This is a genomic window from Herbaspirillum lusitanum, from assembly GCF_026127345.1.
Taxonomy (GTDB): Bacteria; Pseudomonadota; Gammaproteobacteria; order Burkholderiales; family Burkholderiaceae_D; genus Herbaspirillum; species Herbaspirillum lusitanum.
This window is the reverse complement of record NZ_QXFG01000015.1, coordinates 24,437-37,004: the sequence shown is the minus strand read 5'-3', so window position 1 is coordinate 37,004 and position 12,568 is coordinate 24,437. Positions and strand designations below refer to the sequence as shown.

Here is a 12,568-nt window from a genome sequence, read left to right as displayed (position 1 = left end):
CGGCCAGGAGCAGCCGCTCGACACGAATGTCTAAAGCGCTGATAATTTTCCTGTCATTCATCAGGAGGCTGGTGGCAACTCAATTTCCTAGGAGCGCCCTGGCGCAACAACATAGATTGACCGGACAATGAAGAGCCTCCCTCAAAATTTCATGCTCCTCCTTCGTGAAGCGCTAACCGCCTCCTGGGATAAACAAACCGCTTATTTAGAAGTGACGCAAATGGGAAATCCGGCCCTAGGTCAGTGCTATCCAACGTCACGGACGGTGCAGCACTACTATCCCGAAACCGAAATCATCAAAGGAAAGGTGTGGACCGGGAAAACGCTAGATATCCACTTCTGGAATGGGCTTCGTATCGGCGCCGACTGGTATCACATTGACTTGACCTGGCAGCAGTTCCCGGCCAGTTCAATCATTCAGGAATTCGTAGTCATCAAAAATCACGAATTGAATGACAGTGAAGCGACGATGCAACGCTGTGAGTTGCTGTTAAAGAGGGTTGATAGCTATTTAAAGGCTCGCTTCGAGGCTGCGTGAGAAATCCTCGCCAGGAACAGACATTCTGGATACCCAGATTTTCAAACGAGTGTGAAAATTTTCTCCAAGACGAAATATGATTTGAAGGGATGTTGCTTGGATATCTCAAGAACAATAATCATCGGAAACTCTGGCTCTGGAAAGAGCTGGTTGGCGGAGCGCTTGGCGAAAAACAATGGCGGTGCCTGCATAGATTTAGACTCCGTTAATTGGCTGGAAAGCGGATATAACCGAGCCAGAGAACGAAGCGAAGCAATTGAGCTAACTAAAGCCGCCGCCTCGCAAGAGCGATGGGTCATTGAGGGAATCTATGGATGGCTAGTTGATGAAGTGATGTCACGTGCTACGGCGCTTATATGGCTGAGCTTAAGCGAGGAGGAATGTCTGACCAATATCAAGTCCCGCGGTCGACGTGGGAATGCCAGCGAACAGTCATTCGCCGACTTGCTTGAGTGGGCGGACACTTATCGTATTCGGACAGGCTCAAGTGCCTTCAACGCTCATCAGCGTATTTTTGATGGTTTTTCTGGGCAAAAAATAATCCTTCTTAACAGAGACGAAGTAGTTGCGCTGGCCAATTCTTAGAGTTGGCCACAAACGGCCAGCAGCAGACTTTCGACAATTTTAATAAAATCATGTTTCCCTTTCATAAGCGAAATGCCAAGCCACCTCTGTTGAAGCTTTTTCAAATTAATCTTCACGTTGGTAGAGGTTGCAATACAGATATGCCCGCAAATTTAATCGGAGCCTTTGTTCCGGTTTTTGTCGGAGCTGATGACCATGAAAGTGCGGCGCAATTGGCTGTAGTTAAGCTGCGCGACCAGGGCTTTGAATTCATTGATATATCTGACGGAAAAATTCATGAGCTTGACCCACTCAGATGGGATACCTTCGTTACAGAAAAATGGGCCGATTTTATTGACCATTTCCCAGACCAAAAAACTGTAATTAGCAAGTTATCGACTGAATTGTTTTTCACAGGCCCTTTCGCTGGCTATGACACCAAGTAAGCGCTTGTTTGGATTCAGCACGTCTCCTGTCGGCCAGAGGCAGCAGTTAAATTGCTGCACAAATTTAGCTATGGCATTTCACATCATAATCAATAAAATTAGCGAAACATCCGAGGATGCAACATATCGCTTCTATGACACAGGTATCCTGCGGAGGAAGGTGAATTTCTACTTGATAAAGAATCGGGAGCCATTACTCTCACGAAGGCTACTCGAGAAGTTTGGTTCACACGTGCGGCCACGAAAATTTCACGCTCCTTTCGCGATGGAGATATCCCTGACTCAGCGGAGTGGGCGTCATGATATAGATGACTGCAATCGGCCAGTAGCGGACTATCGCAACGCTCAAAATTAGAGAGGAATTACGCCGTGCATGACGATTTTTTTCTCTATCTCGAAAGCCCTGGCGACAGGCCGGCATACTACAAAATCGCTGATTTTCTTTGGGGAAAAGCGGCGAACATAGACTCGGACGGTGATAGTAGTCATCCGGATGATACGCAATGGACTGAGGTCTCACTAATTCTTCGTAGCGGGAACAAACAGGACCAAGTTCATGTTGACCTAGTATCGGTTACGCCACTTGTCTTAAAGATTCGCTCTCCTGATAGCGAAATCACAAAACGCGTTGCCGCGTACCTTCAGGAAGTTGCTGGTGGCGTGGTTTCACAACAACCGCCAAAGCTTGCCTGACGCAAAGTGAATTCCTTCGGCCGGCCAGAAGCGGCCGCTGATATCCTCCATTAAATCAAACACTGAGCATTCAATCATGAATGAAATTGAGTCGTTGTCCTCTCTGGCTCTTGAATTCCAACGGCTAGTTAGCCCATTGGACGTTGAAAACTACTACAAGCATTTTCATACGACTCCTACTAATGATGGGTCCCCCCATGTCGAATTTGAAAATGGAAAATTCCATTTCGTTATAACGGAACGAGGAATAGAGTCTAAAAGAATTAAGCATCTCTCAGGAAATGACGTGCTCTACCTGTTACTTGATGGAGTTACACGGCATATGGCAATAATGTACGAACTGCGGAATCGAACACCAAAGCCGGATGGACGGTCCGTTTGGTTCCCATACCAAGAAGAGCTAATGAGCAAACTGAACCCGCTCTGGGGCGAAAAGTTAAAAGCCGAGCATGAAAGTATCCTTTTAGAACATCCATTCAGGCTGTGAATACTCGGCTGTGTAGATGGCTACCAATAAAGGCCTCGATGGCCCCCATCGGCCAGAAGGAGACGCTGGAGAACTGGTCGACCGTTAAAAAATAGAGGCACTACGAATTTCTGATTTATGCTTACCCAAGGCCTCATCATCAAAAAAAGAAAATGCAAGTCAAGCTAAAAAACATCATAAAGCGAGCTCTTATCGCATATTTGGGGGGGCTGGGAACGATTGGCGTGGTGCTTGCCATTTCGATTGGACATGGCTCCGGCTGGAGACCAGCTCTTGCTGGGTTACCGCTTTACGTAACCATTTTTGCGGGAATTACATACCAGTTGTTCAAGGAAGTTCGGGCGCTGAAGCGAGAAGAGCAGCAAGAGTCAAAGCAATAGAGAAGCGGCTGCAAAATTGAGGCTTCAGTTAAAGCAATTTTTGCAATCATTTTCGATTTTCAGCGCTCATCTGGAGAAACGTCCGTTCAGGATTCGGGAAAGATTAAGGTCTGCTTCCGCCCAGTAACGGTCATCCAAATTTTAAGAATGAATATAGACGACATCCTTAACCAAATCGTTAAAAATGCTCAACTAGATGATGATGCATTTGATTTGCTATTGGCTTCGCACAACGGTTCGCGCAACGCGTTCTGCGAAAGCTTCACCAAAGAAGTCGCGCAGCGCTACTTAGATAATTTGTTGGAATTCGATATAGCCGACTGTGCAATAAACTTTTTGTCTGTTTGGGCGCCTCTTGAGACATTTTCTGAATTTTCTTGGGCCATATATAGAGCTTTCGACGAAGGTGAGTATTTGCCCCCTGGACAGCTAGCAGGCACGAATCAAGAGTTGTACACCAAGCCTATGCTTCGCAAGGCTATGAATGCCGTCTCTTTGAAAGCCGATAGTTAACTTCCGCAACCGGCCATAACGAGACATGCACATATATTTAAAAAGGAGTCAAAATTGAGGATTGCTGCGCTGTTCATGACCTTGCTAGCAATGCATATACCTATGATTGCTTCCGCTGCTGGTTCATCGGCTAGCCCTGAGCAAGCAATCATCATCCACTTTCTATATGGTTCAACGGATTTTTCAAAACTGTACGCCCTTGAAGATAGACTTGAGGAAACCGTTGCACGAACCCGAACCGGAAGTTTGGATGGACACGAAATAGCCAAGGATGGACGCGACGGATATTTGTATCTGTATGGCCCAGATGCCGATGCACTCTTCAATGCAATCAAATCCACGCTTGAAGAGACCCCTTTCTTAAACGGTGCGGAGGTAACAAAGCGCTATGGTCAGCCAGATAAAAAAACGAGAGAAACAAGATTGCGCATAGGCTGAAGAGATACTCAACATCTGTAATCGGCCAGAAGCAGCCACTGTCTTAGAGCAAATATTGAGAAAAAGAAAAATATGAATATCAAGAGTCGTATTTCAGCAAGCGGCGCTTTGCTTGCTCGCCTCAAAATTCTCCTGCTAGAGAATCGCGGACATGTATATCTTCCAGGTATAGACAACATGTTGACGCAACTGACCGTAATCGAAACAGATGAGGTTCAGCGCATTGAGCGGGCCAGAGCTACTTTTAAAGGAATGCTTGGAGGCGCTGGGACGTTGGGGGATTTCATGATTTGGACAACAAATCAAACTACGACAGATACGCTTAACGCGGAGTTGAATCAAATCATATCGAATCTCTGGGGCTTACTTGAGTGCGAATAAGAGAGCCGCAGAATGTCTGCAATCGGCGGCGGTTTCAACCGGTGGACGCTGGCTATCGGCCAAGAGCGGATTTTTCGAAAAATTAAATCGCTCTAAAATTAGAAGATAAGAGAATGCCTAACAGCCAAGATTCAGCTCTGAAGTGGCTTCGCCTATTACAAGACCAAGCGTTGCCACTTCGTAGTGTTTTTTTCGAGCAGGTCGCAGCCGGAGCTGTGACGTCGCTTTGTGACTGTGGGTGTAACGGCTTTGACTTTCTTGTTCCTGATGGAGCAATCGTTACGCCTCTACAATCAGGTTCTGGCCTATTTTGCGAGCTTGCGTTTGAATCCAATCTATCGGAAGAAATAGACATTCTTCTGTTCGCGGATGTGCGTGGCAATCTATGTCGAGTCGACGTAACTTACGGAGCTGGCAATCACGATGCTATGCCTGACAACACTACTGCGACGAGGTTGATAGGTATTTGGCCCTCGCAGAGCTAGGATGTCTCCAATCGGCCAGAAGAAGACTTCATACACTACGCCTCGCACAACTCTTACCTGACTATCAATGCTCAAACTGCTTAGTAAACTTTTGGGACGGGACTTAACCGCCCCGCGTGTGCCAACCGTAGAGGAAGAAGAAACCCTTTCGGACGCACAAATTTTAAAAGAATATTTTTCTGTATCAAAACAGAATAAAAAAGCGTTAAGACGTTTCGTTAGACTCATAACTGTGCAACTGGGAGTTGAGGAAGGCCAACGCTTAACCACATCGGTAATTTCACACCTAGGGCCCGGCAATACGGCGAGCGAAGCAATCGAAAACGGCATACTTGATGACGGACAGCGGCGGGGCAAGTGGGTCTTGATGCAAGTCGATTGGAAAGCAACTGAAGAAGTGGAATGGCAGGCGAATGAACTGCTGACTGTTGCCGGGATTACCGAAACCTGGCATATGGAAAGCGAAACGAAAGCGACAGTCCCACATGCGCTAGTAGAGTTTTCTTCCTGGGTTAAACCGCGGGGGTTACGCTTGCTCCATCTCGACTTAGGAGACGATGCTTATTACGCATTGCTCGTGTCAGCGGACCACTTGGAAGAGATTGTTCAAGCGGCGGAGGAGGCTGGTCTAAAGATTCAGGAATCGGACGATTTTGAACGTGAGCATATGCGCGATTGACGCGAGAGAAGTTTTTGTGCCGCGAACCAGCACGTCCTGTCATGCAACTGACTCAGGAACTTGGCTGACGTCGATAATAGGTCGGTTTCTGCGTTGCATGGCGTCAGCTGGTTTTTCAAGCGAGCAACTTGCTATGCTAGGCTGAACAGCGGCTATCGGCCAGAAGCGGTCGATTCCCGGATTGACGTGGTCTTGATTGTTTTAGTACCTGACTAGAAGGAAATAAATGCGCATATATTGGACGTTAAGACAAATTCCAGAACTAGCATCGCTTTCTTCAACTGAACGTAGTGCTTCGTGGAGACGCATATACCCAAAGACCTTTCGTCATTGGCAGACTTGGGCAGGTTTAATTAATTGTGCGGGACTATCGGGTGTAGGTAGTTATGTTGGCCGTAGCGTGGGCTTTTCTTTTATCGGCACACTAGTCGGTGGAGGTATCGGTGGACTGGTCTTTTCACAAACTGCATTTTATGTAGCTCGTCGCTATTACAAATCCGACTTTTTAGGTAAACGTTAATGTTCCATCCAGTTACGAAGGTCTGCAACTGACGGCCATCGTACAGGCGTCTCCGCGCTCTATAATTGTGCAGATGAAGACACATTTCCTTCCCTGTCATATACGACCGGCTCAACCAGACGATGTCGGAGCCATTTTCGAAGTTAGAACCTCTGTTCGAGAAAACACGCTAACTACAGAGGAATTGATTCAAATTGGCGCGACCCCAGAGTCCATCGCTCAAGCCATAAGCGCAACGCCCTGCGTTTGGGTAGCTGAAATTGATAGTGAAATAATTGGTTTCGCTATGGTTGAGCAGGACAGCGGTGCTTGTTTGCTGCATTTGTACTCCCAGAGCATGAGGGAAAGGGCATTGGCACGCGCCTAATCCAGATTTGCGAACGCGCTTTGTTTGAACATCATGGCGTGGCTTGGTTAGAAACTGCCGAGGGTAGTCGCGCAGCACGCCTCTATCGTCACCTAGGATGGAGCAATCCCACAGATATTGGAAATGGTGATATTCGTTTAGAAAAGAAGCGCTTATGACTGGATTAAGTCACTCCCACAAGACAGGCTGGTTCAATCGATGAGAATACTTGTCATTGGCGCCTCTGGTTCCGGCACATCGACTCTTGCTAAAGCGTTAGCAATTTCCCTCAACTCGCACCATGTAGATGCCGACGATTACTATTGGTTGCCCACTTCTCCGCCTTTTACATCAAAGCGCGATAGTGAAGAGCGATTGAGTGCAATTACGAAAATACTCTCCTCCTTATCGGATGCAGTTGTAGCCGGGTCGATATTGGAATGGGGCGAAGCGCTTGAAAATAGTTTTGATTTCATTGTGTTCCTTTATCTTCCAGAAAACATTCGGATGTCTCGGATAAAGGAACGAGAACTAGCTCGATATGGAAAGGAGGTTGATGCCAAATTCCTTTCGTGGGCGGGGCAGTATGACGAAGGTGTCCGAAGTGGGCGAAGTCTGGCTCGCCACCAAGATTGGCTAGCTAAGAGAAACTGCCCGATTCTGCGACTGGACGGCGATATTTCCGTCGAGGAACGGGTACGTTTGGTCAGGACTGCGCTTCTTGACCATGGCCTGCTTACAACTAGCGGACCATCAATCTAAAAACTGGTAGCGCATGTCCGTTTTGGATGGAAGCGGACGTCGGCTATCAGCCAGGAGCCGACCTCGATAGTCGCAAGAGCAACTTGAAAAATATGTAGTCCCGAACGTTGCTATTCGAGGAAATAGGCGAAATAGCCCGCGATATTCACATGGATTTTTCGTCGAGGAAGCCTCGCGCTCGGCTATAGGCGGAACCTCCTCCTTGGGTGATTAGTGAGCGACTCGTCAGTTGTTCGGCAATGAAATCGACAAATGCGCGTATGCGGTTAGACATTTGATGACGTTGCGAATAGACGGCATAAATGTCGGCATTGGGCGTATGCCAACCTGGAAGGACTTGCACAAGCCGTCCATCTTGCAAATAAGTTCGTATGTCCCATTCTGCACGCATGAGGATGCCATGTCCCTCCAGTGCCCAATTGACCGCAATTTCCCCATCGTTGGTAGTGAGATTTCCGCGGATTTTTACCGTTTCAGTCTTTGGCGTTAACCCACTACTGGCTGTCAATCGCCATACGCCATAAGCCTCATCCCCTTGGCGAATTCCAAGACAATTGTGTTTGGTGAGGTCGTGAGGGGTAGCAGGTATTCCGCGGCGCGCAAGATACTCAGGGGTTGCGCATAGCAGTCTGTCATTCGGAGCCAGACGTCTTGCTATGACTCGCGTATCTGGTGGTTCACCAAATCTTACACAGACATCAAAGCTGTCATCGGTCAGAGGCGGAGGCATCACCGAAAGCTGCAGTTGTACTGAAACCTGAGGGTATTCGGTCACAAATTTAGAAATAACCGGTGCCACATGACTACGTCCAAATCCCAGCGTTGCATTGACGCGCAGCAGGCCTTCTGGACGGCGCTTGGAGCTACCCAAGAGTTCTGATAGCTCGTCGATTTCGTCAAGAATGCGGCGTGCGTGCTCGAGATATAGCTCCCCCTCAGGTGTAAGCATCATTCGGCGTGTCGTGCGATTTACCAAGGGCACGCCGGCGCGACTTTCCATTTGCGTCAGATGCTTACTGACAGCTGCAGTGGTTAAGCCCAGCTCGCGAGCAGCTGCGGACAAGCTGCCCGCCATGGCCAGCACTGAAAAAAAGCGCAAATCCGACGGAAGCACAGTGTCTTGCATAACAATACTTGAATATAAGTTAAGGATGCTTTGAGTTTAGCACCGATTTTTTCTGAAAAATTTGCGTACAGTGCGACAGCACCAAATCATTTTTTGAAAGGTCGGAGACATGAAAACTTATCAAATTGCAACTATCCCTGGTGACGGCATTGGCAAGGAAGTTGTTCCTGCAGGTCAGCAAGTGCTGGAGGCGCTTGCCGCAACCAGCAGTAAATTCAAATTCGAATTTGAGAACTTCGGCTGGGGCGGTGACTATTACCGTAAGACTGGCGCCATGATGCCGGCAGACGGCTTGGACGCATTGCGTAACAAGGACGCCATCCTGTTCGGTTCTGCAGGCGACCCGCATATCCCCGACCACATCACCTTGTGGGGGCTGCGCCTCAAAATCTGCCAAGGCTTTGACCAATACGCGAACGTACGCCCGACACGTATCCTGCCAGGCATCGATGCTCCGCTGAAGCGCTGTGCTCAAGAAGACCTGAATTGGGTCATCGTGCGCGAAAACTCGGAAGGCGAGTACGCCGGTGTTGGCGGCCGTGTGCACCAAGGTCATCCGATTGAAGCAGCGACCGATGTGTCGATGATGACCCGGGCTGGCGTCGAGCGCATCATGCGCTTCGCCTTCAAGCTGGCACAATCCCGTCCGCGTAAATTGCTGACGGTTATTACCAAGAGCAATGCTCAGCGCCACGCGATGGTGATGTGGGACGAAATTGCTGTCCAGATTTCCAAGGAATTCCCTGACGTGAAATGGGATAAGGAACTGGTCGATGCTGCAACTGCGCGCATGGTCAATCGTCCTGCCACCCTGGATACCATCGTTGCCACCAATTTGCACGCAGACATTCTGTCCGACCTGGCCGCAGCGTTGGCCGGCAGCCTGGGCATTGCACCGACCGGCAACATTGACCCCGAGCGCCGCTATCCATCGATGTTTGAACCCATCCATGGTTCGGCGTTCGACATCATGGGCAAGGGGCTGGCTAACCCGGTCGGTACGTTCTGGTCCGTGGTGATGATGCTGGAACATCTGGGTGAACATGAAGCAGCGAATCAGGTAATGCAGGCCGTCGAAGCGGTCACAGCTGACCCGACGTTGCATACCGGAGATTTGGGTGGAAAAGCCACCACTGTTCAAGTCACTGACGCGGTGTGTGCGTTCGTCTCCAAGGCAGCCAACAGCAAGAAGGCAGCTTAAGCAATCATTCAGCGGCCCATTCGGGCCGCTTCTCGCACAACTTATTTTGCATCGGCGCCGCAAGGCACAGGCGGGTGATTCTGTGCGCTGAATCAAAAAATCCAAGACAGGGCAATCAGCCTTGCTTACGCAGGAGACGCAATGACAATTGCAAAAACACAAGACGGCAAGCGGTCCGAGCGGGCTGCTATTGACCGCCTGTTGAAAGGTATGTTCGATGCAGCTATCGCGATAGCGCAGCCTGCCGTCCGTATTCCCAAGTTTCTGCCAAAAGCGCCTGCCGGACGGGTCATCGTTATCGGTGCTGGCAAAGCGTCTGCAGCGATGGCCCGCGCTTTTGAGAATAACTGGCCAGGTAAGCTCGAAGGTCTCGTGGTGACTCGTTATGGCTATGGCATCTCATGTGAACGCATTGAGATTGTGGAAGCCGCACATCCGGTCCCTGACCAGAATGGTCTGCTTGCGGCCGCACGCATGATGCAGCTTGTCAACGGGCTTACCCCCGATGACCTTGTCGTATGCGTGATTTCAGGCGGTGGTTCGGCCTTGTTGCCATTACCTATCGAAGGGATGACTCTTACCGACAAGCAGCGCATTAACCAAGCTCTTCTCGATAGCGGTGCATCAATTTCCGAGATGAACTGCGTACGCCGCCATCTCTCCGCCATCAAAGGCGGCCGTCTGGCTACTGCCTGCCATCCTGCACGCGTTCTGAATCTGTTGATTTCAGACGTCCCTGCGGACGGACTGCACGACATCGCGTCCGGGCCCACGGTCGCGGACCCGACGACTTGTAATGATGCTCTGGCCATCGTTGACCGTTACCGTATTGTGCTGCCACCGCATGCGCGAGCTATGTTGGTTGACGGTACCGCCGAATCGCCCAAAGCTGGTGACCCGCGCTTGGCGCGTGTTGAGACACACCTGATTGCCACTCCGCAAATGGCTCTCGAAGCCGCCGCCGCCTTTGCCGCACAACATGATGTGGCTGCTCATATTCTGTCGGATGCAATAGAAGGTGAAGCGCGCGACGTAGGCAAAGTCATGGCGGCGATTGCGCGCCAGGTTGCACGTGGCGATAAGCCGTTCTCGGCACCTTGCGTGATTCTTTCAGGTGGTGAGACCACTGTCACGGTGCGTGGAAACGGTAAAGGAGGACGCAATGTTGAATTCCTGCTCTCGATGGGTATCGCACTAAACGGCGAAGCGCGAGTGCATGCGCTCGCAGGCGACACCGATGGCGTGGATGGCCGAGAAGAAATTGCAGGTGCCTTATTACGCCCAGATACGTTGGCCCGCGCACGTGAGTTCGGTCAGTCACCAATGACCAGTCTCGAGAATAACGACGCACATAGCTTCTTCCAGGCACTCGGTGACTCTGTCATTACCGGCCCAACTATGACCAATGTGAATGATTTTCGAGCCATCTTCATTGATGCACCTGGCAACACACAACAAACCAACAAGGGAGTCAGCCATGCGCCGTCAGCGTAACGCAAAGATTGTCGCCACTCTCGGCCCAGCTAGCAGTGACCGCGCGACGATTGCGGCTCTTTTCGACGCGGGCGTAGATGTCTTTCGTCTGAACTTCAGTCATGGCAGTCATGAAGACCATCGCCAGCGTCTTCAACTGATTCGCGATATCGAATCGGAAAAGCAGCGTCCAATCGGCGTGTTGCTAGACCTTCAGGGACCGAAGCTGCGGATTGCCACCTTCCTGGCAGGCCCTGTGCTGTTGCAAGCTGGCGCCGCGTTCCATTTGGACCTCGACGTCACGACGCCTGGAACAGTGAGCCGCGTGGCGCTGCCTCATCCTGAAATCTTTGCTGCATTGAAGGCCGGTACCCGGCTTCTGCTCGATGATGGCCGTATTCGTCTGAAGGTGCTGCGCTGCGGCCTCGATTTTGCCGAGACGTTGGTCGAAGTAGGTGGTTTGCTGTCCGAGCGCAAGGGTGTAAATGTTCCGGACGTAGTTCTGCCCGTGTCAGCGATGACGGCTAAGGACCGTCGTGACCTGGAATTCGGTTTGGAGCTTGGTGTGGACTGGGTCGCGCTTTCGTTCGTCCAACGCCCTGAAGATATCCAAGAGGTACGAGCCATTGCCGGCGAGCGCGCGGCTATTGTTGCAAAGCTGGAAAAGCCGGCTGCCATCACATTCTTAGATGAAATCGTCAGTGAAGCGGACGCTGTCATGGTTGCCCGTGGTGACTTAGGCGTCGAACTCCCGGCAGAACAAGTTCCTGCCCTGCAGAAACGAATTGTTCGAGCTTGCCGCCGCGCCGGTAAGCCGGTGATTGTTGCGACGCAAATGCTTGAGTCGATGGTCACCGCGCCGGTGCCTACGAGAGCAGAAGCATCAGACGTGGCGACTGCTATCTATGATGGCGCCGATGCGGTGATGTTGTCGGCCGAATCTGCCAGCGGTGCATGGCCGGTAGAGGCCGTTCGCACAATGGACCTCATTATCGGTCGCACCGAACAAGACCCTTATTACCGCGAAGCCATCGCCGCTTCCCACTCAGCTCCAAAGGCCGAATTCTCTGACGCCATCGGTTACGCCATGCGGCACGTCGCAGGTCTGCTGAATGCCGCAGCAACCGTCGCCTACACAACCTCGGGTTATTCGGCCCTTCGGATGGCCCGCGAACGACCAAGTACGCCAATTCTCGGCATGACACCCAATCGCACTACAGCTCGCCGCTTGGCCCTGGTTTGGGGTGTTCACCCGGTGTTATGTCACGAAGTCGTGGATGCCGGAGAGGTAAGCGAACTCGCATGTCGCACAGTCAGCGCGGAAGGATTCGGCTACACAGGTCAAACCGTTGTGATTTCTGCGGGGATGCCGTTTGGTGCCCCCGGAACAACGAATTTACTGCGTCTTGCACAAATCGCATGAGGAGGACATGACTTAGCAGTGGGCAGCGCCGGAACAAAAGAAGCTATCAAACATAACTCAATTAACAGATAGCACGAGTACCAATTTCTTAAACGGACTTAACCTCCAAGGAG

At 50.6% G+C, this 12,568-nt stretch carries 16 protein-coding genes; 15 read left to right on the top strand and 1 reads right to left on the bottom strand.

Annotated elements, in window-relative coordinates; translation table 11 throughout:
- Window positions 1-127: 127 nt before the first annotated feature.
- The 12 genes from DXT88_RS20750 (at window position 128) to DXT88_RS20695 (ending at window position 7,232) form a co-directional block, all read left to right on the top strand.
- Window positions 128-538: a YunG family protein gene (locus DXT88_RS20750; RefSeq protein ID WP_265212152.1), complete on the top strand. Its 411-nt coding sequence runs from the start codon at window positions 128-130 to the stop codon at window positions 536-538.
- A gap of 96 nt (window positions 539-634) precedes the next feature.
- Window positions 635-1,123, top strand: a complete 489-nt coding sequence (locus DXT88_RS20745; RefSeq protein ID WP_265215855.1) for an AAA family ATPase — start codon at window positions 635-637, stop codon at window positions 1,121-1,123.
- Window positions 1,124-1,212: 89 nt separating this feature from the next.
- Entirely contained in the window at window positions 1,213-1,548 is a 336-nt protein-coding gene (locus DXT88_RS20740) for a hypothetical protein (RefSeq protein ID WP_265215854.1), read from the top strand.
- Between the two features lie 369 nt (window positions 1,549-1,917).
- A complete protein-coding gene (locus DXT88_RS20735) occupies window positions 1,918-2,241 on the top strand; it encodes a hypothetical protein (protein ID WP_265215853.1) in 324 nt (107 codons plus the stop codon).
- 76 nt (window positions 2,242-2,317) lie between these two features.
- The gene (locus tag DXT88_RS20730; protein ID WP_265215852.1) at window positions 2,318-2,728 is read left to right on the top strand and encodes an immunity 63 family protein; all 411 of its coding nucleotides are present in this window, start codon (window positions 2,318-2,320) and stop codon (window positions 2,726-2,728) included.
- A 152-nt stretch (window positions 2,729-2,880) separates the two neighbouring features.
- The gene (locus tag DXT88_RS20725; protein ID WP_265215851.1) at window positions 2,881-3,108 is read left to right on the top strand and encodes a hypothetical protein; all 228 of its coding nucleotides are present in this window, start codon (window positions 2,881-2,883) and stop codon (window positions 3,106-3,108) included.
- A gap of 147 nt (window positions 3,109-3,255) precedes the next feature.
- A complete protein-coding gene (locus tag DXT88_RS20720) occupies window positions 3,256-3,621 on the top strand; it encodes a hypothetical protein (protein WP_265215850.1) in 366 nt (121 codons plus the stop codon).
- Window positions 3,622-3,675: 54 nt separating this feature from the next.
- Window positions 3,676-4,059, top strand: coding sequence for a hypothetical protein (locus DXT88_RS20715; RefSeq protein ID WP_265215849.1), 384 nt, complete (start codon window positions 3,676-3,678; stop codon window positions 4,057-4,059).
- A gap of 72 nt (window positions 4,060-4,131) precedes the next feature.
- A complete protein-coding gene (locus tag DXT88_RS20710) occupies window positions 4,132-4,440 on the top strand; it encodes a hypothetical protein (RefSeq protein WP_265215848.1) in 309 nt (102 codons plus the stop codon).
- Between the two features lie 552 nt (window positions 4,441-4,992).
- Complete coding sequence (locus DXT88_RS20705; RefSeq protein ID WP_265215847.1) at window positions 4,993-5,604, top strand: DUF6630 family protein; 612 nt, start codon at window positions 4,993-4,995, stop codon at window positions 5,602-5,604.
- Window positions 5,605-6,433: 829 nt separating this feature from the next.
- Window positions 6,434-6,649: a GNAT family N-acetyltransferase gene (locus DXT88_RS20700; protein ID WP_265215846.1), complete on the top strand. Its 216-nt coding sequence runs from the start codon at window positions 6,434-6,436 to the stop codon at window positions 6,647-6,649.
- Between the two features lie 40 nt (window positions 6,650-6,689).
- The gene (locus DXT88_RS20695) at window positions 6,690-7,232 is read left to right on the top strand and encodes an AAA family ATPase (RefSeq protein WP_265215845.1); all 543 of its coding nucleotides are present in this window, start codon (window positions 6,690-6,692) and stop codon (window positions 7,230-7,232) included.
- A 145-nt stretch (window positions 7,233-7,377) separates the two neighbouring features.
- Here the strand turns inward: DXT88_RS20695 and DXT88_RS20690 are convergent, their stop codons facing one another.
- Window positions 7,378-8,358, bottom strand: coding sequence for a LysR family transcriptional regulator (locus DXT88_RS20690; RefSeq protein WP_265215844.1), 981 nt, complete (start codon window positions 8,356-8,358; stop codon window positions 7,378-7,380).
- Window positions 8,359-8,467: 109 nt separating this feature from the next.
- Here DXT88_RS20690 and DXT88_RS20685 point away from each other — a divergent pair, with 109 nt between their 5' ends.
- The 3 genes from DXT88_RS20685 (at window position 8,468) to pyk (ending at window position 12,455) form a co-directional block, all read left to right on the top strand.
- The gene (locus tag DXT88_RS20685) at window positions 8,468-9,559 is read left to right on the top strand and encodes a tartrate dehydrogenase (RefSeq protein WP_265215843.1); all 1,092 of its coding nucleotides are present in this window, start codon (window positions 8,468-8,470) and stop codon (window positions 9,557-9,559) included.
- Between the two features lie 141 nt (window positions 9,560-9,700).
- The gene (locus DXT88_RS20680) at window positions 9,701-11,053 is read left to right on the top strand and encodes a glycerate kinase type-2 family protein (protein WP_265215842.1); all 1,353 of its coding nucleotides are present in this window, start codon (window positions 9,701-9,703) and stop codon (window positions 11,051-11,053) included.
- The gene (gene pyk, locus DXT88_RS20675) at window positions 11,037-12,455 is read left to right on the top strand and encodes a pyruvate kinase (protein ID WP_265215841.1); all 1,419 of its coding nucleotides are present in this window, start codon (window positions 11,037-11,039) and stop codon (window positions 12,453-12,455) included. Before DXT88_RS20680 ends, pyk begins: the two co-directional genes overlap by 17 nt.
- Window positions 12,456-12,568 lie beyond the last annotated feature (113 nt).